Annotated in this window: 21 protein-coding genes and 2 tRNA genes; 8 read left to right on the plus strand and 15 right to left on the minus strand. The window is 64.6% G+C overall.

Annotated elements, in window-relative coordinates:
- The first annotated feature begins 9 nt into the window (after positions 1–9).
- Complete coding sequence (locus HXX15_RS21750; RefSeq protein ID WP_296518883.1) at positions 10–858, plus strand: transglutaminase family protein; 849 nt, start codon at positions 10–12, stop codon at positions 856–858.
- Between the two features lie 260 nt (positions 859–1,118).
- Here the strand turns inward: HXX15_RS21750 and HXX15_RS21755 are convergent, their stop codons facing one another.
- The 7 genes from HXX15_RS21755 to HXX15_RS21785 form a co-directional block, all read right to left on the minus strand.
- Complete coding sequence (locus tag HXX15_RS21755) at positions 1,119–1,253, minus strand: hypothetical protein (RefSeq protein ID WP_296518885.1); 135 nt, start codon at positions 1,251–1,253, stop codon at positions 1,119–1,121.
- A gap of 247 nt (positions 1,254–1,500) precedes the next feature.
- Complete coding sequence (locus HXX15_RS21760) at positions 1,501–2,922, minus strand: 4Fe-4S binding protein (RefSeq protein ID WP_296518886.1); 1,422 nt, start codon at positions 2,920–2,922, stop codon at positions 1,501–1,503.
- Positions 2,919–3,758 (minus strand): FTR1 family protein, encoded by an 840-nt coding sequence (locus HXX15_RS21765; protein WP_296518888.1) that lies wholly within the window; start codon positions 3,756–3,758, stop codon positions 2,919–2,921. The genes HXX15_RS21760 and HXX15_RS21765 overlap by 4 nt, the downstream gene beginning before the upstream one ends.
- A 16-nt stretch (positions 3,759–3,774) precedes the next feature.
- The gene (locus tag HXX15_RS21770) at positions 3,775–4,152 is read right to left on the minus strand and encodes a cupredoxin domain-containing protein (protein ID WP_296518890.1); all 378 of its coding nucleotides are present in this window, start codon (positions 4,150–4,152) and stop codon (positions 3,775–3,777) included.
- Positions 4,153–4,239: 87 nt separating this feature from the next.
- Complete coding sequence (locus HXX15_RS21775; protein WP_296518892.1) at positions 4,240–4,773, minus strand: iron transporter; 534 nt, start codon at positions 4,771–4,773, stop codon at positions 4,240–4,242.
- A gap of 234 nt (positions 4,774–5,007) precedes the next feature.
- Positions 5,008–5,898: an alpha/beta hydrolase gene (locus HXX15_RS21780; RefSeq protein ID WP_296518893.1), complete on the minus strand. Its 891-nt coding sequence runs from the start codon at positions 5,896–5,898 to the stop codon at positions 5,008–5,010.
- Positions 5,899–5,975: 77 nt separating this feature from the next.
- Positions 5,976–6,061, minus strand: a tRNA-Tyr gene (locus HXX15_RS21785).
- A 211-nt stretch (positions 6,062–6,272) separates the two neighbouring features.
- Here HXX15_RS21785 and rlmB point away from each other — a divergent pair.
- A complete protein-coding gene (gene rlmB / locus HXX15_RS21790) occupies positions 6,273–7,100 on the plus strand; it encodes a 23S rRNA (guanosine(2251)-2'-O)-methyltransferase RlmB (RefSeq protein ID WP_296518895.1) in 828 nt (275 codons plus the stop codon).
- 59 nt (positions 7,101–7,159) lie between these two features.
- On the opposite strand, the gene HXX15_RS21795 is transcribed toward rlmB, so the two are convergent.
- Together HXX15_RS21795 and HXX15_RS21800 are read right to left on the minus strand one after the other, a co-directional pair.
- The gene (locus HXX15_RS21795; protein WP_296518897.1) at positions 7,160–7,768 is read right to left on the minus strand and encodes a hypothetical protein; all 609 of its coding nucleotides are present in this window, start codon (positions 7,766–7,768) and stop codon (positions 7,160–7,162) included.
- Positions 7,769–7,801: 33 nt separating this feature from the next.
- Complete coding sequence (locus tag HXX15_RS21800) at positions 7,802–8,275, minus strand: hypothetical protein (RefSeq protein WP_296518900.1); 474 nt, start codon at positions 8,273–8,275, stop codon at positions 7,802–7,804.
- Between the two features lie 239 nt (positions 8,276–8,514).
- Between HXX15_RS21800 and HXX15_RS21805 the strand changes: the two genes are divergently transcribed.
- Positions 8,515–8,589 (plus strand) — tRNA-Thr (locus tag HXX15_RS21805).
- Between the two features lie 37 nt (positions 8,590–8,626).
- Here the strand turns inward: HXX15_RS21805 and HXX15_RS21810 are convergent.
- The 5 genes from HXX15_RS21810 to HXX15_RS21830 all read right to left on the minus strand — a co-directional run bounded on the left by HXX15_RS21810 (position 8,627) and on the right by HXX15_RS21830 (position 11,290).
- Positions 8,627–8,737, minus strand: coding sequence for a sodium:solute symporter (locus tag HXX15_RS21810; RefSeq protein WP_296518901.1), 111 nt, complete (start codon positions 8,735–8,737; stop codon positions 8,627–8,629).
- A gap of 207 nt (positions 8,738–8,944) precedes the next feature.
- Positions 8,945–9,181: a DUF2171 domain-containing protein gene (locus HXX15_RS21815; RefSeq protein WP_296518903.1), complete on the minus strand. Its 237-nt coding sequence runs from the start codon at positions 9,179–9,181 to the stop codon at positions 8,945–8,947.
- Between the two features lie 363 nt (positions 9,182–9,544).
- The gene (locus HXX15_RS21820; RefSeq protein WP_296518905.1) at positions 9,545–10,258 is read right to left on the minus strand and encodes an outer membrane protein; all 714 of its coding nucleotides are present in this window, start codon (positions 10,256–10,258) and stop codon (positions 9,545–9,547) included.
- 168 nt (positions 10,259–10,426) lie between these two features.
- A complete protein-coding gene (locus HXX15_RS21825; protein ID WP_296518906.1) occupies positions 10,427–10,837 on the minus strand; it encodes a hypothetical protein in 411 nt (136 codons plus the stop codon).
- Between the two features lie 162 nt (positions 10,838–10,999).
- A complete protein-coding gene (locus HXX15_RS21830; protein ID WP_296518908.1) occupies positions 11,000–11,290 on the minus strand; it encodes a hypothetical protein in 291 nt (96 codons plus the stop codon).
- A gap of 287 nt (positions 11,291–11,577) precedes the next feature.
- On the opposite strand from HXX15_RS21830, the gene HXX15_RS21835 reads away from it, so the two are divergent.
- The 4 genes from HXX15_RS21835 (at position 11,578) to HXX15_RS21850 (ending at position 14,455) form a co-directional block, all read left to right on the plus strand.
- Entirely contained in the window at positions 11,578–12,129 is a 552-nt protein-coding gene (locus tag HXX15_RS21835) for a tetratricopeptide repeat protein (protein ID WP_296518910.1), read from the plus strand.
- Positions 12,130–12,334: 205 nt separating this feature from the next.
- Positions 12,335–13,114, plus strand: coding sequence for an NAD kinase (locus HXX15_RS21840; RefSeq protein ID WP_296518912.1), 780 nt, complete (start codon positions 12,335–12,337; stop codon positions 13,112–13,114).
- A gap of 195 nt (positions 13,115–13,309) precedes the next feature.
- A complete protein-coding gene (locus HXX15_RS21845; RefSeq protein WP_296518914.1) occupies positions 13,310–13,855 on the plus strand; it encodes a response regulator in 546 nt (181 codons plus the stop codon).
- A gap of 21 nt (positions 13,856–13,876) precedes the next feature.
- Positions 13,877–14,455 carry an Hpt domain-containing protein gene (locus HXX15_RS21850; RefSeq protein ID WP_296518915.1) on the plus strand — a complete coding sequence of 193 codons (579 nt, stop codon included), beginning with the start codon at positions 13,877–13,879 and terminating at the stop codon, positions 14,453–14,455.
- 132 nt (positions 14,456–14,587) lie between these two features.
- On the opposite strand, the gene HXX15_RS21855 is transcribed toward HXX15_RS21850, so the two are convergent.
- Complete coding sequence (locus HXX15_RS21855; RefSeq protein ID WP_296518916.1) at positions 14,588–15,760, minus strand: DUF2336 domain-containing protein; 1,173 nt, start codon at positions 15,758–15,760, stop codon at positions 14,588–14,590.
- Positions 15,761–16,249: 489 nt separating this feature from the next.
- Between HXX15_RS21855 and HXX15_RS21860 the strand changes: the two genes are divergently transcribed.
- On the plus strand, positions 16,250–17,485 hold the full coding sequence (locus HXX15_RS21860) for a diguanylate cyclase (protein WP_296518918.1): 1,236 nt from the start codon (positions 16,250–16,252) through the stop codon (positions 17,483–17,485).
- The last annotated feature ends 12 nt before the right edge of the window (positions 17,486–17,497 follow it).

The following is a 17,497-nucleotide window of genomic DNA, read 5'->3' on the forward strand; positions in this document are numbered from 1 at the left end:
GAGAGTCAGGTGAAAATTCGCGCGGGTTACAATATCGCTTACGAGTGTTCTCAGGAGACGCCGATGAACCTGCTGCTCAGCGTTCATCCCTCCCGAATGCAGCATATCATTGGCGAGCATCAGATCCGCTTGTCACCCGGGGTGACGTCGCGCGACTTCCACGACATGTTCGGCAATGTCTGCACCAGGATCGTGATCCCGCCGGGGCGGATCGACATCAGTAACGAATTTCTGATCGAGGATTCCGGATTGCCCGACGAAGTCGCGCCCGGCGCGCGGCAGCATCCGATCGCTGAATTGCCCGATGCAGCGCTGATCTATCTGCTCGGCAGCCGTTATTGCGACACCGACAAGCTATCCAACCTGGCCTGGGCGATGTTCGGCGGAATCGATTCCGGCTGGGAGCGGGTGCAGGCGATCTGCGACTACGTCCACCACCGCATCGAGTTCGGCTATCATCACGCGCGGTCCGACCGCACCGCCTCGGAGGGCCATGCCGAGGGTATCGGCGTGTGCCGCGACTTCGCGCATCTGGCGGTGACGCTGTGCCGTTGCATGAATATTCCGGCGCGCTATTGCACCGGCTATCTCGGTGACATCGGCGTGCCGGTCGATCCGGCGCCGATGGATTTCTCCGCCTGGTTCGAAGTCTATCTCGATGGCCAGTGGTACACTTTCGACGCCCGGCACAATCATCCGCGGATCGGCCGCATCGTGATCGCCCGCGGCCGCGACGCCGCCGACGTGGCGATCTCCACCAGCTTCGGCTTCGCACAACTGGTGAAGTTCGAGGTGATCACCCTTGAAGTCGACGAGAACGCCGCAGCGGAGCCGGCGCGGCTGTCAAAGGTGGCGTGAGCGTCACGGAATCTTGCCAATGTTAAGATCCCCCAGGGCCACGACGGCATGGCCCCGGGGGATGCTTGGTCATCGCGCGGCCTTGGGGAGGCATCAAGCAGATGACCATCGCTGCAAGATTCTCCGGCAACGATCAGCACAGTAAATCGCAATTACGCGCCAACCTCTGTCAGGACTTTGCTGACAGAAATGCCCGCCTCCTTATTCGAATCGGTCCAGCCCCGGCTTCGCGCCGGCCGGCCTCGGTCCGATCCGAGGCCTCAATGCCGCTGGCCGCGGGCGCTGTTGTCGTTCGACAGCGAGCTGGTCTGACGATCGCCCCACAGCAGCACGCCGGCAAAGATCAAGAACATCGCGACCACGGCGATGGACACCAGAATCGAATCGACCGGCACGGCAACCTCCCTCTTGCTTGAAAAATTGCGCATCAGGATGCCGATCCGCGGCGTGACAGGTTTGACGCAGATCAAGTCGACACCCTCCCCCGCTGCGGGTCGTTGACCGTGACCCCCGGGCCGACCAAGCCGGCGCCGTCCGATCCAATATCGTTCTATGAAGCGGTTGCCGGGGTGGCACAGGGCGCCGAGCCCGTAGCTGTCGTGAGCGCGGAACCCGGATGGCATCGCGCGCTGCGGGAGGCGCTTACAGCGACCAGAACAGCCTGGCCCACACCGCCCCACTCGCGGCGACCGCGACGATCAGCGGCAGCAGCGCCACGACTCGGCGGGCGGCGCTGCCGTACAGCCCGGCGATCTGCCAGCCCAACCAAAGCGACCAGACGCCGGCGCCGATCAGCATCGCGGCGCGCAGCGGTCCGATCAGGCTGAACACGATGCCGTCATTGCGCAGTAGCGACACCGTGGTCATCGACAATCCGAGAAACACCCCGCAGGCGGCTAGCGGAATCAGGCTCTGCACCAGGTGATGAAAGCGCGCGCTCGACCAGCGCCCGAGCAGGCGCGTCGACAGCGCCACGCAAGCCGCGACCGCGCCGCCGGCGCCGATCGCCATCACCAGGATGTAGCCGAGCAGCACCGCGCCATCGAGCAGCGTCATGACGTCATTGAGATCGGGATAGTTGGTCAGGATCCACCACGGCGCCACGGTTTCCAGCGGCCACATCACGCCGTGATCGACCAGCCATTCGGCCAGCGTCTGCTTGACCTCGACATAGATCGCGCTGCCGCTCCAGTGGAACGCCGCGGCGGCGATACCGAGCAGCCCGAACAGGATCAGCATGGTTTCCATCGGCCGCGGGTCGCTGCCGGCGACGTGAACGATCTCGTGATTGGGCGAACGCCGCGCCAGCGTCACCGCGCCGCGATAGCCGCTGCAGCGTCCGCACATATGGCAGGCGCTGCCGCCCTTCATGGTGCGGATCGGCACCAGCGGTGCGCAATTGACGAGCTGGGCCGGGCCGCGCGGATGCGGCTTTCTCCAGCTGTCCCAGGCTTGCGAATCGACCCGAAAATGCAGCGGCGCCAGCTTGGCGAGCACCGCGAACACGCCGGTCACCGGACACAGGAAGCGGCACCACACCCGCTTGTTGCGGCCCCACAGCAGCGCGGTGGCGATCGCCGCCACGGTCGAGAAGCCGAGGATCACCAGCGCCGGCTTCGGATATTGATAGACGCTGATCATCTGGCCGTAGATCGTGGTGGCGGCGAAAGCGACAAACGGCCAGCCCTTCCAGCGCATCCAGCGTGGAATCGCCAGGCCACGGCTGTGCTGACTCACCGCTTCGGTGATCGCCCCTTCCGGACACAGCAGGCCGCACCACATTCTGCCGACCAGCACGGTGCTCAGCAGCACGAACGGCCACCACAAACCCCAGAACACGAATTGCGCGAACAGCGTCAGATTGGTCCACAGATGGGCCGTGCGCGAGGGCAGCGGCAGCAGCGTCGGAGCCACCAGCAAGGCCAGATAGGCGACGACCACGATCCATTGCGTGGCGCGGATCGCGCGCTGGTTGCGCATCAGCCAATCGCCGATCTCGCGCAGCACGGCGTCTACTCCGGCTTCTCGGCGAGGCAGCGCCAGAGCGTGATCGGGGTCCCTCATGCGGTCTTTGCCTGCGGCCGGGGCCAGAACAGTGCCCAGTAGATCACACTCCAATACGCGACATAGACCAGCACCTGCATCAGGTCGGGCCTTGCCCGATAGCCGGTCAGCGCGCCGATCAGGCCGCCGATCGGACCGTGATCGGGCAGGATCGCCGAGGAATCCCACAGCCGGCCGGACAGCGTCGGCAGCAGACCGAGATCAATCAGATTGTCGACCCCGGTCACCAGCAGCGACGCCGCCAGAAACAGCAGCAGGATTTCGGTGATACCGAAGAACACTTTCCAGGACATGACGCGGCTTCCGAGCTGCAGCAGGTAGTACGTCCCTATAGCAAGAAGCAGACCAACCGCCGCCACCGCCAATGGCGCGATGATCGTGCCGGTGCGCGCCGCCGCCAGCGTGCCATAGAGAAACACCACGGTCTCGCTGCCCTCGCGAGCCACCGCGATCAGCGCCAGCACGAACACGCCCCACCAGTTCGAGCGATCGGCGGCGCTTTGCAGCGAGGTCTCGATTTCGCGCTTCAGGGTGCGGCCGTGCCGGCGCATCCAGAACACCATCTGCACGATCAGTGCGGCGGCGATCAGCACCGCGGCGGTCTGGTAGCCGCGCTGCGCGTCGTCGGGCAGCGACTCGCCGAACAGTACCAGCGCCAGCCCGAACACCACCGAGATCAGCAGCCCGGCGCCGACGCCGGCCCACAGAAACAGCTTGCCGCGCGCGGCATCGACCTGCTGCCGGCTCAGCCAGGCATTCAGGATTCCGATCACCAGCAGCGCCTCGACGCTCTCGCGCCAGATCACGAACGCCACATTGCCGAGTTGTCCGCCCACCAATCTGCTCCGTCTGCTATTTCGCCACCAGCACCGCCGGCGGCGCATCCAGATGGAAGTCGTCGAAAAAATCATACTCGCCGGGATCGAGCGTGCGGATCACCAGCGTGGAACTGGCGCCCGGCGCCAGCACCTTCTCCTTGCGCAATTCCTTGCTCTCGAACTCGGCCGGCTCGTTGCCGAGATTGTACAGCTCCAGCTTGATCCGGCGGTTGGCCGGCACCTCGAGCCGCTGCGGCGTCACTTTGCCGTCCCGGAACTCGATGCGGAACGTGGGATCGTCCTCGGCGCGCGCGGCAGCCGTCAGCGCCAACGACACGACCGCGGCCCCAAGCAGCAACGCCGAACGACGCGTCAACCGCGCCGTCCGGCAACCATCGTTGAAATCAATCATCAACTACCCTGTGGGCCTCGCGCTTTCGGACGGTCGGCGGGCGGATGCGATCTTTACCGCATCGACCCGGACCTCCCTTGATCTTCGTCAGTAGGCGCCCTTCTTTCCGGTGCCCGCATAGGTGAACTCGTATTCGACCGTGAATGGCTTGAACCATGGCGCGACGCCGGTTTCTTTATCGACATGGCGGCCGAAATGGTCAGGAGGCGACACGTTGAGCTTCAATTTGTACTTGCCGGGTCCGGCGAGCTTGACGTTGTCGCCGTAATGCGGGCCGTCGCTGGCGACCATCGCCATCGCGTCGCCCTTGATGCTGTCCTTGGCGCCGTCCTTGGCCAGTTCGTAGGTGACCTTGAGATAGCCGACCCAGTCACCCTGGGCGTAGCCGTTCTTGTTGTCCTTCAGCGCCTTGATGTCGGCCTCGATGTGGATGTCGGACTCCTTGGCGTCCCGCATCATGCCAGCGGGCTCCATCTCGATCGGCTGCAGATACACCGCCGCCACTTCGAGGCCGGCGGCCTCGACATTGTGCGGCTTGCCGATCGGAATTTCCTTGGCCGTCGCGGCCGTCACCCCGAGGGCCGCAGCGGCCCACAACGCAACTGCGATAAAGCGAAACATTCTGGTCGGCCCCCCGTGGCTCGCCACGCGTTTCACAACGCGCTCGATTAAGCCAACCCTGCCAATGCCAACTGTTCGCGTCAATCGATCTTGTTTAGAATATCAATAGGTTAGAACCTCTCCAAAGGTACCGCGCGGGCACCGGTTTGGGGTTACTAAATACCTATTGTGCAACGCATCAATACCAAATTCCCGCGCGGCCTGGAATTTCCCGGATTCGCCGGCGCCGACCGCTCACTGGCTGTCGAACGGCGCAACACCCGGGAGGTCGAGGAACTCGGTCAACGCAGCGACGACCTCGTCGGGCTTGTCGTGATGCAGCCAGTGGCCGGCGCCCGCGATAGTCTTCGATTCCGCCGCGGCGAAGTGCGCCAGCAGGCCGGCCTTCTCCGGATCGGCCAGGAAGCTCTCGTCGCCGTACAGCAGCAGAGTCGGGCATGTGATCCGCGCCCACAGCGCGGCGTAGTCGTCCGGCGACAGCCGGTACGGCGCCCTCACCCGCTGATACGGGTCGTATTTCCAGCTATAACTGCCGTCGGGGTTGGGTCGCGACCCGTGGGTGGCCAAGTGCAAAGCCAAATCGGCCGACAGCCGTCGGTTGTGCGCTTGCATCCGCGCGGCCGCAGCACCGATATCGCGAAAGCCGCGCACCTCAGCATTGGAGATCTTGTCGAGTTGGGTCACCCAGCCGGCGATCTGCTCGTGGATCGGAGCCGAGGCGGTCGACGGCAGGAACGCCCCGTCGAGCACTGCGAGACGCGAAAACTTGCTCGGAAAGGTTCCGGCATAGGCGAGCGCGACCATGCCGCCCATCGAATGGGCCACGATCGTCGCGGTCTCGACTTCGGCGGCGCGCATCAGTCTGGACAGGTCGTAGACGTTGTCGGCCAGACTGTAGCTGCTGGCCTTCGCCCATTCGGAATCACCATGGCCGCGCAGATCGGGCGCCATGACGTGGAAATGCGGCTGCAGGACCCGCGCCAGACGATCCCAGCTCCGGCAATGGTCGAGGCCGCCATGGATCAGAAACAGCGGCGGCGCCGCCGGATTGCCCCAGTCGACAAAATGCAGCCGCAGACCTTGGGATTCGTAGAACCGGCTGACCGGCTGCGATGCAGCCACCATCACGACCGAGCCTTTCGCTGGGCCCCGACGACGCTCCAGCGCCACGGCAGCAAACCCTCAGAAGTGATTGAAAAGATTGGTGGGGGAAGAAGGACTCGAACCTTCGAAGTCATAAGACGGCTGATTTACAGTCAGCTCCCTTTGCCACTCGGGACACTCCCCCGCTCGACGCCGCCGGCCCCCGTCCATCCTGAAGATGTTGAAAAGGTCCATTGGCGCAAAAGCGAGCCCGCTCGCGGGCATCCAATCAGGCGCGGTTATGGGCGAAGCGCCCCCCTAAAGTCAACCAATGCCGGGCGAATATCCCTAGCCCTTGGTCGCAACGTGCCGGGACGGAAATTGCCAACCGGCAAGCCTCGTGGGACAAGCGCCCTATGAGTCCACGAGAACGAAATCCGCGGTTTGCGCGCCGCGACGACAAGGACCGCGGCAAGGCCCATGGTTTCGGCCGCCGCTCCGGCCCGCGCGAGCGCGAGCCCGTGGATGGCCCGGCGATTCTCTATGGCTGGCACACCGTGGCCGCAGCGCTCGGCAATCCGCGGCGCACGATCCGCAAACTGTGGCTGACCGAGAACGCCGCGCGGCGGCTGGCCGACGAACATATCGACACGCGAGTGCCACCAGAGATCGTGCGGCCGAGCCTGATCGACCAGCGGCTCGGACCCGACGCGGTGCATCAGGGCCTGCTCGCCGAGGTCGATCCGCTCGACGCGCCCGACATCGACGCGCTGCCGCAGGACGGCATCGTGCTGGTACTCGACCAGATCACCGATCCGCACAATGTCGGCGCGATCATGCGCTCGGCCGCGGCGTTCGCCGTCAAGGCGATTGTCACCACCGCGCGTCACAGCCCCGAGGCCACCGGGGTGCTGGCGAAGTCCGCCTCCGGCGCGCTGGAACTGGTGCCGCTGGTCACCGTGCAGAATCTGGCGCGCGCACTGACCGAACTGAACGACCGCGGCTTCCTCACCGTCGGGCTCGACAGCGAGGGCGGCGACGATCTTGGCGATGTGCCGCTGCGCCAGCCGCTGGCGCTGGTGCTCGGCGCCGAGGGCAAGGGGCTGCGGCAATTGACGCGGCAGACCTGCAGTGTGGTGGCGCGGCTCGACATGCCCGGCGAGATCAAGAGCCTGAACGTCTCCAACGCCGCCGTGTTGGCGCTGTATATCGGCGCCAGCCGGCTCGGCCTGATGCGCTCGTAAGAACTGAAACGCCCGCTCGCATTGTTGCGAACGGGCGCCAAAATTAACGCAAGACTTGATCAGTAGTAGCGGCGCGGCGACATGTAGTGGTGATGGCGCGGCGCATGGTGCGAGTAGCGCGGCATGGCGTGTTGCATGCCATAGCCCATGCTGCGATGTGCATAGCCGCGATTCATGTAGCCGTGATGCATGCCGTAGCCGCGATGATGGCCGTAATAACCGGTGTGGGCGTGCCACGGACGGGCATGCATACGCGAACGATAGCCGTAGCTCACCGGACCGCGCCAGTCCGGCGCGCCGTCATAGTAATGTGTAGTGGCGTTGGCATAGCGGCCGCCGCGATAGCCATAGCCGCCATGATAGCCGCGCCAGCCCGACACCGCACGCTCCTGATAGGTGGGATATGGCGCGAAATTACCCGGGCCGACGAAAGTCGGGCCCTGATCGACGTAGTAGTACTGGGTGGGATCGGGCAGCCGCTCATAGGTTGCTACGCCATAATCGTAGCCATAGCCCGTGTAGGCCTCCTGCGCGCAGGGGCTGACATAGGTCTGGCCGCATGGCGAGCAGCCGCTGCTGAACAGTCCGCCGCCGCAAGCCATCGCTGGCGCGGCGCCCACAGTCAATACGGCCAACGCTGCGAACAATCCTGAAATCGTATGACGCATTACTCTCTCCTGTCGGTGCTTTTTTGCTTGGTGCTAGTCTCGAGGTCGGCTGAAATCTGGACGCCGTTCCGGCGAATACCCACCGCGTTCGGGCGGCGCCACGATCACTTGGGGCGGATCAAGCGGCACCGGGGGCTGCGCCGCCGGCGGATTCGATTGCGCCGACCAGGATTGGTGAAAGCTCTCGGCGGGTTTTGGCAGCTTGCGGTTCTCCGGCGGTTCGACTTCGAGCCGGCCGTATCCTGGCCGCTCGCCGGCGCCCGGAAAATAATGGCCGACCCGTGGAACCGGATCCACATAGCGGCCGCCATAGACGGTCGGCTGCACCTGAACGCCGCGGCCCAGCCCCCAGTCGCCTTCGACCACCCGATACGACGCGTCGATCCCGTTGATGATGATCGGCACGCCGGGCCGACCCGGAATCACGATCACGGTGCCGCCGCTGTCGGCCAAGGCCGGCACGGCGGTGACTGTCAACAGCATCAGCGCCTGCGCCACACGCTTCATCGAAAATCTCGTTTGCATGGCCGCAAAGGTAAGCGAAAACGCTGATCGATGGGTTAAGGCGCAGCGCCAATCTTCCGGTAAGCCTAACGCGCAAGGATTTGGCGGCCGCCAATTGCGCGCCTACGCAAGATCGATTCGTTAATGCGCCCCCTATTGGACACGGGCCGCCGACCGACAAAACTTGACGCCACGGCCTTGTCCCGACCGGGCGGCGCTGCTAGCTGTTTTTTCTGGAAAATGCCGGTTTAGCTCAGCGGTAGAGCAGCGGTTTTGTAAACCGAAGGTCGGGAGTTCAATCCTCTCAACCGGCACCATCCAGCCAATGATCTTCTGCGGTACCCGTCGGCGACGTCAATGTCGCGCCAGCGCCGCCGCGATCCGGCCCTGAACCACGACCCCGAGCCAGATCACCAGGGTCGACAAGGCCGCCGCGGCGATGATCAGAACGTCTGTCGATGTCATCACGATGGTCCTCTGTTTCGGACAAGTCGGCGTCGTCGCTTTGCGGAGCGCCGGCAGCCAAACCACTATCGTCGACAATCGGCGCCAGCGGTTTGATGCCAATCAATTGACGCCAGGGCGCCCCGCGCCAGGTATGCGCAACAAAAAACCGCCCGCAGGCGGCTTCTGTCGATCCGGGCGGTTCCGGCGCAGCCAAATGTCGCCGGCTCAGGCCTTCTCTTGTTCCATCGTCACCGCAACGTCGCTATTGGCCGACAGCCGCACCTTCTGGCCTTCGACCTCCGCGACCAGGCTGAGATCGATGAAATGGTGGTGGCCCTTGTGATGGCCCTGGCCGCTGTCGGCCTTGGTCAGCTTGATCTTGCCATTCTCGACCTTGTCGACGGTACCGACATGAACGCCGTCGGCGCCGATCACTTCCATATGCTCTTTGATGTCTGCCATTTGGTTGTCCTCTGTGGACCTCGATAACGCGCGGGAACCGGATCGGTTCAATCGCCGCGGCGGATTCGGCTGGCCGGCGTCACAATAGCCGGCACAAGACCACTAGGTTGACCGAGCATGCCAGCAGCAGGGCAACGACAAGGCCGATCTGGAGGGCGTCGAGCCAGGTTTTCAGGGTCGTATTCATGGCCCGGAAAGCATCGGGCGATTCTAGCCGGCGAGTCCCGCCCGATATTTTTCGCCCGATTCAGGGCTCGTTAACCTTCGATTCCCCTGCCCGGCCGGCGGGATCGCCGTGCAAAACCTCGCCGCCAACAAAAAGGCCGGCATCACGCCGGCCTCCTGCAACGGATGTCGATCGCCTCAGTATTTGGCGGCCACCGGGCCGTCCCAGCCGAAGCGATAGTTGATGCCCGCCTTGACGGTGTGTTCGTCGTTGCGGAACGAAGCCCCCAGCACGCCTGCTGGTCCGCCGGTGAAGCTGGTGTTGTCGAACTTGTAGTATTGATATTCGGCCTTGGCCGACCAATTCGGCGCGAACATGTATTCCAGGCCGGCGCCGACGGTGTAGCCATTGTTACGATTGCCGTTGGTGGTGAAGCCGACCGGTGCGCCGGCGACGCTGACGTCGAGATTGCTGTCACGGAAGGCGTAGCCGCCCTTGCCGTAGAGCAGCGCAGGACCCCAAGTGTAGCCGAGCCGGCCGGTCACCGAACCAAGTCCCTTGGTGTCCTGCGTCACCAGCGCGCCACCGGGGAACGGTACGCCGCCATTGTTGTTGTTGGACGGCAGCCAGCTGTACTGCGCCTCGACGCCCACTACCCAATTGCGGGCGAACTGGAAGTCGGCGCCACCCTGTACACCGCCCAGGAACCGACCCGAATTGCTCTCGATATTGCTGTCGCCGGCGAAGGCGCCACCGAGATGTCCGCCGATGTAGAAGCCGGTCCAGTTGTAGACTAGTTCCGGCGCCGAATAGGCCGGGGCCTTGGCGGTGGTGCGAGGGCCGAGATCGGCGGCGGCCGCGGGCGCCGCCAGCGCGAACACGGCGGCAACGCCGAACAGAAGCTTTTTCATCGCGGTTCCCCTTTGTATCTCATCAGATAGGAGCAGAACAACGTGGCGCCAGTTTGGTTTCGTGGCGGCGACGGCGAAGCAACAATGATGCATTGCTGTGACGAAGCAGCCGCGGCGCGGAATCGGGCGCTTGGGATTGGTCGCTTTCGGGCTGGTTTCGGTCGGGTGCTACCGCGACATTTTTTCCAGCTCGGGGAACGGCGCATAGGCCAGCCCGGCGCAAGCCTCCTGCGACTCCTCCAGAACCCGGTCCACCCGCGCGTCGACATGCACCACCGCGACCTCGCGCGGCGCGGCATCGCTGCCGTTGGATTGCCGCGGCGTGAAGCGCACGCAAGACACATAGCGCAGCCGCCCGCCGACGTTGCGCTGCACTGGCTCGGCCATCGCGGCGCCGCGGACGCCGACCGGATTGGTCAGATAGGTATGGAAGAACGCCACCAGCTCGGTGCGGTAGTTGGCCGGAAATGGCTGACCCGACACGCCCCGATCATCGGTGAAGGTCATCGAGCTGCCGCCGCCGGCGCAACCGCCGAGCGCCAGTGCGAACAGCAGCAGCGTGAATACCCGCTTGATCATCGAGTCCAGGTTCCGGTTGGTCCCGGCACCGGTTTAGCCGCTCGGCCGCAAGAATGGAATTCCGATCCGTGGCTCAGCCGCGACCCATTGCACGGGCAATGGATCGCGGGGCGGTTCGGCGCTGCACGGCCGGGGGGAACGGCGCGGCCGCGCAGCGGCGGATCAGCCGCGCTGGCCGAGGTGCTTGATCGTGGCCTTGGCGGCATGATGCTGGGTGCGCGCGCTCATCTTGTTGTGGAGACGATGATGGCGGACATGCTTGTGATGCGGCCGGACGATCTGCGCGTGGCTCTTTAGCAGTTTCGGCTGCGCATGGATCCTGGCGTGCGGCGTATGCATCTTGGCGTTGGCGTTCAGCACCGGCGCGGTGTCGGTGCGCGCGGCGCCGGCGGCCATCGCGGGAGCGGCGAGCATCGAAACGGCGAGCAGCGCGGCGGAAATTGTCTTGATCATGGTCGTCTCCAGTTGGGCTTGTGGGTGGCACGTCGACCGCGAAGTTGACCGGACGGTTCGCCGGGCTTGTCGATCATGCAGCCACGCTAGCGATCGCGCGCTGAACCGATCCTGAAGCGAACCGGAGGCTAATGTTCATCTGTATGAAGCTTTGGTCACAAACGCCGCGTGATGACGATTTCGTCATCACGGCAATTTGGCCAGCGGCGGGGAATGTTCCTTACGCCCCGGTGTTTCCATCGAAGGGCTATGGTGTAGGATCATCGCCACCGAAAAGGGAGAAACGCATGAGCAAGACCGTGTTCAGGCTGCTGACGCTTGCAATGTTCTCGGTGGCGGTCGTTGCCGCGCCGATGCTCTCGCCGGCGAAGGCCGCTGGCGGCGAGTCGCCGACGCCGCCGGCCTCGGACGACAAATCCACCAAGGACAAGAAGACGCCGAAAAAGAGCTCCGGCCTTGAAGATCCGGCCTTTCTCGCGGGTTATCGCAACGCCTATGCGACGATCTACGACCGCGGCGACTACGCGGGCGCGATCGCGCAGCTGAAGGCGCTCGGCGCCGACGATCGCGCCGACGTCGCCAATCTGATCGGCTATTCCTATCGCAAGCTCGGCGACTACAAGGTGTCGCAGATCTGGTACGAGCGCGCGCTGAAGGCCGATCCGGCGCATGTCAGGACCTGGCAGTATTACGGTCTTTGGCAGGTCGAACAGGGCAACCGCGACCAGGCGCAATATCACCTGGGCCGCATTGCCGCGCTGTGCGGCACCAATTGCGACGAATATAAATCGCTGGCGTCGGCGCTCGAGAAGGCGCCCGGCAGCGGCCTCGTCTACTGATCGCCATTGCGAACGCGATCGGCGCCGCCCGCTGGCGACGCCGATCGTTTGCCGGCTGATGCTCCCCGGATGCAGCTGCGGCGCGGCGATCGCGCGCACGACCATCGCGCAGCTGCAGGCTCGACAAGGGCGAGAAAGGTCGTATAGACGACGGCGGCGAAACCCGCTTCATTCGCGCCGAGCCGCGCCGACCCGCAGAGCCTGCATGATCAAAGCCAGCAAGGACACCCGGATCGCCTTCGTCGCGAGTTCCGGCGCCGAGGCGCAGGCCGCGCTGACGCAGCTGGTGGAGCTGTATGGCAATCACGATCCCGCGGAGTCCGACGTAATCGTCGCGCTCGGCGGCGACGGTCTGATGCTGCAGACGCTGCATCAGCAGCTGCGCACCGGCAAACCGATCTACGGCATGCATCGCGGCACCGTCGGCTTCCTGATGAACGAGTTCAGCGCCGTCGATCTGCGCGCCCGCCTCGCCGCGGCGCGCGACACCGTGATTCATCCGCTCTTGATGCGCGCCACCGACGTCCACGGCAAAGTGCATATCCACCACGCCATCAACGAGGTCTCGCTGTTTCGCCAGACCCATCAGGCGGCGCGGCTGCGCATCATCATCGACGAGCAGGAGCGGATGAGCGAGCTGATCGCCGACGGCATCATGGTCGCGACCCCGGCCGGCTCGACCGCCTACAATCTCTCGGCGCAGGGACCGATCCTGCCGATCAACGCCGCCTTGCTGGCGCTGACGCCGATCAGCGCGTTCCGGCCACGGCGCTGGCGCGGCGCCCTGCTCCCCAACACCGCGTTCGTGGTGATCGAGGTGCTGGAGGGCGACAAGCGCCCGGTCGCGGCGGTCGCCGACCACGACGAGGCCCGCGACGTCCGCCGCGTCGAGGTGATGTCCGACAAGTCGATCTCGATGCGAATGCTGTTCGACCCCGGCCACAGCCTGGAAGAGCGGATCCTGCGCGAGCAGTTCGGCTACTAATACGCGGCTCCAGGCGCAATCGAAAACAGACGCGGGATCAATGCATTGAGCACGATGCACGGATCCAGATGAGGAACCAGGACGGCGTTTGGTATCCACCGCCCTCGCCCCCCGCCCCCACTCGCAACCCTTCGTTAACGCCGGCCGGATATGGTTAACGCGACGTATACCGACGCCACTTGCGCCGAGTGAGCCATGTACCGCATCGATTTCAACAAGCTGCGCTTTCTGGTCTGCGACGACAATCCGCACATGCGCCGGATCCTGCGCACGCTGCTGCATTCGTTCGGCACCCGCGAGGTCTACGAGGCCGAGGACGGCGCCACCGCGCTGGAGATGTACACCCACTACGCGCCCGATATCGTCATCACCGATTGGTCGATGCCGATCTTCGACGGCCTCGAGCTGGCGCAGATGATCCGGCAGCCGGAATCCAAGGGCAACCCCTACGCGCCGATCATCATGCTGACCGGGCATTCGGAAAAGCGCCGCGTCACGCTGGCGCGCGACGCCGGCGTCACCGAATTCCTCGCCAAGCCGATCTCCGCCAAGGGGCTGTATCAGCGCGTGCTCAACGTGGTGGCGAGCCCGCGGCCGTTCATCAAGACCAAGAACTATTTCGGCCCGGACCGCCGCCGCAACCAGGCGACCGGCTATATCGGCCCCGAACGCCGCCACGGCGGCGAAGCCGAAGTGATTCAGAACCCCTCTTTGTTGGACAAGGCCCGCACCCCGGGATAGCGAACAAGGCGCTTATCAAGCATGGCCAAAAAACCAACCGACGTTCAGGTCGCGAGCTTCGCCGACCATCACGTCATCACCCAGCCCAATCCGCTGCGCAAGGTGCTGCGCCGGATCGTCAACGACAAGGATCTCGACGATCCGGTGGCGCGCGCCGAACAGGCGCTGGCGTCGCTGTCCGGCGAATTCGGCAACTGGATGGCGATCGAATGCGAGCGGCTCGGCGCCGCCCACGCCGCGATCATCAAGGACGGCGCGAGCGACACGGCGCGCGACGAGCTGTTCCGCGCCGCTCACGACATCAAGGGCGACGCCGCCACCTTCGGCTTCCCCTACGCCGCCGTCGCCGCCGAAAGCCTGTGCCGGGTGATCGAACACGCGCCCGACCTCGCCCGCGTGCCCGAGGAACTGATCGCCAACCACGTCAAGGCGATTCACGCCATCGTCCGCGCCCGCGCCAATACCGAGAACACCGGCGTCGAGCGCGAATTGAACCGCCGGCTGCGGTTGGTCGCCGACGAATATCTCGCCGCCGTCAACAAGGACCGCCCCGAGCATCTCGAAGCGATCCTGGCGCCGAGCATCGTGCCAGTGGAATAGCCGGGCCCTCCAAGCGGACACCATCACGATCGTCATTCCGGGGCGCGAGCCGTCAGGCGAGCGACCCCGGAATGACGACGGTATTGGTTGGACGCGTGGTGGAGACTCAGTTGCGTGCAAGCAACTAACAGCTCACGCCGCGATCAGATCGTCCCTCGCCGAGACGACGTCGTCGGCCATCAGCTCGTCGCAGAACAGGCTGGCCTCTTCCCGCGCCGATTCGGTGGCGAAGCGCCGCAGCAGGATCAGCAGCGGGCCGGCGGTATCGGCGCTGGTCTCGCAGCGCGTCAGCACCCGCTCGACCATGCGGCGGCGCAGCCGCGCGGCGCCGTTCACGGTGCCGATGAAACCGATCTCGTGCGCGGCCTCAAGCGCGGCGCGGAATGCCGGATGCGTCGACTCCGGCAGGCCGGCGCGCGACAACAGCGCGGTCAGGCTTGCGCCGCCGCGATCGTCCAGCAGCGCCGAGACCCGCGCCAGCGGCAGCCCCGACAATTCCACCAGCGACTGTTCGAACAGCTCCATATTGCCAGACAGCAGCGCGCGCAGGATCAGCCCCGCGGTCAATTGCTCGGTGGCGCGCAGATGCCGCATCAGATCGCGCATGTCGTCGCCGCGCGAGCGCGCCGCGATGTTGACGGTGGAGCGGTCGAGCGCCTCGCCGACCGCGCGCGCGGCGCGGTCCGGGCTGAGCCAGCGCCGCGCCACGACAAACTGCGCCAGCGTGTCGGACAGTTTGGCGATCAGCGTCAGCCGCGTTGCGGCGGGCAGATCTTCCAACACCAGCATCGACTCGCGGATCGCGGCGAGATGGCCGTGGCGCTCGACGATGCGGTCCCAAGAAAACGGCGCCAATTCGGCGTGCGGATTCTCAATCAGTTCGAGCGCCGAGGACGGCGAGCCGACTTCGGCGATCGCCGCGCAAACTGAAGCCGGCAGAGTGGCGCGGCGCGCGATCGCGCATTGCGCGGCACAATCGCCGGTGGCGACGATGTCGACCAGGTCAGCGTCGACCAGCAGCGGGGAATGTTCGAGCACCGGCAGCGCCACCGAATTCTGGTCGGTCGACAGCGCACGAATGATGGCTGCTGGGGCGTATGAGCTGCGTGCGAACACTTCGGCCATCGCCTGCCGCACCAGCGGCGAGCCATCGTCGAGCAGCATCAACAGCGCGCCTTCGGCGGCGGCGCGATCGTCCGCGGTGAGATCGGAAACCAGCCAGGCCCGCGCCAGCGAGCGCGTGGCCTCCGCCCGTTCGCTGGCGGGCGCGTTTCGAATCCAACTGATGAACTGCCGAACGATCATGGTTTAGCCGGCTTACGCAACATAGATCGACACCGTGACGCGGTGCCACTGTCAGACAAAATAAACCACGACGCTTAACAAAGGGTTCACCATAACTGGTTGGCTTTGTTGACGTTTCATTAACGAGGAAAACTCCCCGGCAGAACCTGCGAACTACCTGCGCCGAATTCACTGGGCGTCGCGGTTTGTCGCCGGGCGGAACATGCTCCTGCAAGACGCGCTCACCGCCCTACGGATGGCGTCGGGCTTCTCAGAGCGCGCCAGCGACGCGGTCACCAGACCTGATGTGCGACGACATCACGGCGAATTCGCAAGCATCGCCGGTCCGCGCCCTCGCGGCTGCATCGAACTGATCCAGCCCGCTCTCGCAAATGCCGCGCGACCGACTATGGCCGTCCAGCGCAGGTTTTTGCCGCTCTTGCGAAATTAGTTTGAAAGCATTTCGATGGTAGTTTCTTCCCACAACAGACTTATTGCGGGCAGGTTCGAATGTCGTACGCGCCTTTGAGCCTTGTGACCGTCGAAGCATATATGGACTTGCCGCGGAAGCGGGCGATCACCTTTCCGGCTGAAATCGAGCGGCAGTTCGAGGCAGATACCAACGCCAATCGATGCCGGCGCCTGACCATCGGAATCCTGGTCTCGGCGGTGCTGTATAATTTCTTTCTGATCGCTGACTGGCTTCTGGTGCCGGACGCGCTGCGGTTGGCGTCGTGGCTGCATTTCGCGGTGGTGACGCCCTGGATGCTGATCGTCGCCTGGGCGATCTCCAGACGACCAAGGCCGGTCGTGCGCGAGTTTCTGGCCGCGAGCGTGCCAGTCCTCATCATTCTGCAGATCGATGCCGGCTTCGCGGTCACGACCAGCGACAGCGCAGCTCACTATCAGTACGTCGTGATCCCCACAATTCTCTATACGAACGTCTCCCTGCATCGTCTGGCGTTTCGATTTGCCCGGATCGTCACGGCGATCATCCTGCTGTGCCATACCGCGCTGGTGCTGTCCGTTAGTTACCTCCCGGGGGGAGTCGCAGCCATGATCCTGGTGCAAATTGCAATCTGCGCCTACATCACGCTGGTTGCGAATTTCACGATGGAGCGCGATCTGCGCCGGGCCTATCTCTATGCGTTGAGGGATCGCCTGCGCCATGCCGAGGCAGACGCTGCGGCGAGACACGACACGCTGACAGGCTTGGCCAACAGGCACCATCTCGACGAAGAGCTGCAAAAGCTCTGGGCAGCGCCGAACCATGCGACGTCCTATGCTTCCATCGTGATGCTCGACGTCGACCACTTCAAACGTCTCAACGACGGATACGGGCACGGCGCCGGGGATCTCTGCCTGAAACGCATTGCCGCAATCCTGATCGCGAATTTGCGCGGCACCGACGATTGCGCCATTCGCTACGGCGGTGAGGAATTCCTGCTCTTGCTGCCGGGGCTACAGCTGGTCGACGCCATGCATGTTGCCGAGCGAATTCGCCAGGCCATCGAAGACGCGGCAATCCCGAACGAAGGCTCCAGCCTGGGTGGCGTGATCACAGCTAGCCTCGGCGTCGCCGCTTGTCACATCGGGGAGCTGTCAGCCAGCGAGCTGATCGATGCGGCCGATGCCGCGCTTTATGCCGCCAAGACCAAGGGGCGAAATCAGGTCTGGCCGCCATTGGCCAGCGCCGAGGCACGCACCGGCCAGCTGCTGTCGAGGTCGCCTGACAATCGCGGCTGAGCCGGCGCCCCC

This window comes from Rhodopseudomonas sp. (genome assembly GCF_013377015.1).
Lineage (GTDB): Bacteria > Pseudomonadota > Alphaproteobacteria > Rhizobiales > Xanthobacteraceae > JARJEH01.

Bases quoted from the DNA above. Each gene is read 5' to 3' on its own strand.
- HXX15_RS21800 (WP_296518900.1), bottom strand. From the start codon at position 8,275: ATGAAGCGTGTGGCGCAGGCGCTGATGCTGTTGACAGTCACCGCCGTG.
- HXX15_RS21820 (WP_296518905.1), bottom strand. From the start codon at position 10,258: ATGAAAAAGCTTCTGTTCGGCGTTGCCGCCGTGTTCGCGCTGGCGGCG.
- HXX15_RS21845 (WP_296518914.1), top strand. From the start codon at position 13,310: ATGTACCGCATCGATTTCAACAAGCTGCGCTTTCTGGTCTGCGACGAC.
- HXX15_RS21815 (WP_296518903.1), bottom strand. From the start codon at position 9,181: ATGGCAGACATCAAAGAGCATATGGAAGTGATCGGCGCCGACGGCGTT.
- HXX15_RS21775 (WP_296518892.1), bottom strand. From the start codon at position 4,773: ATGTTTCGCTTTATCGCAGTTGCGTTGTGGGCCGCTGCGGCCCTCGGG.
- HXX15_RS21795 (WP_296518897.1), bottom strand. From the start codon at position 7,768: ATGCGTCATACGATTTCAGGATTGTTCGCAGCGTTGGCCGTATTGACT.
- HXX15_RS21825 (WP_296518906.1), bottom strand. From the start codon at position 10,837: ATGATCAAGCGGGTATTCACGCTGCTGCTGTTCGCACTGGCGCTCGGC.
- HXX15_RS21810 (WP_296518901.1), bottom strand. From the start codon at position 8,737: ATGACATCGACAGACGTTCTGATCATCGCCGCGGCGGCCTTGTCGACC.
- HXX15_RS21855 (WP_296518916.1), bottom strand. From the start codon at position 15,760: ATGATCGTTCGGCAGTTCATCAGTTGGATTCGAAACGCGCCCGCCAGC.
- HXX15_RS21850 (WP_296518915.1), top strand. From the start codon at position 13,877: ATGGCCAAAAAACCAACCGACGTTCAGGTCGCGAGCTTCGCCGACCAT.
- HXX15_RS21860 (WP_296518918.1), top strand. From the start codon at position 16,250: ATGTCGTACGCGCCTTTGAGCCTTGTGACCGTCGAAGCATATATGGAC.
- HXX15_RS21830 (WP_296518908.1), bottom strand. From the start codon at position 11,290: ATGATCAAGACAATTTCCGCCGCGCTGCTCGCCGTTTCGATGCTCGCC.
- HXX15_RS21840 (WP_296518912.1), top strand. From the start codon at position 12,335: ATGATCAAAGCCAGCAAGGACACCCGGATCGCCTTCGTCGCGAGTTCC.
- HXX15_RS21770 (WP_296518890.1), bottom strand. From the start codon at position 4,152: ATGATTGATTTCAACGATGGTTGCCGGACGGCGCGGTTGACGCGTCGT.
- HXX15_RS21780 (WP_296518893.1), bottom strand. From the start codon at position 5,898: ATGGTGGCTGCATCGCAGCCGGTCAGCCGGTTCTACGAATCCCAAGGT.
- HXX15_RS21835 (WP_296518910.1), top strand. From the start codon at position 11,578: ATGAGCAAGACCGTGTTCAGGCTGCTGACGCTTGCAATGTTCTCGGTG.
- rlmB (WP_296518895.1), top strand. From the start codon at position 6,273: ATGAGTCCACGAGAACGAAATCCGCGGTTTGCGCGCCGCGACGACAAG.
- HXX15_RS21760 (WP_296518886.1), bottom strand. From the start codon at position 2,922: ATGAGGGACCCCGATCACGCTCTGGCGCTGCCTCGCCGAGAAGCCGGA.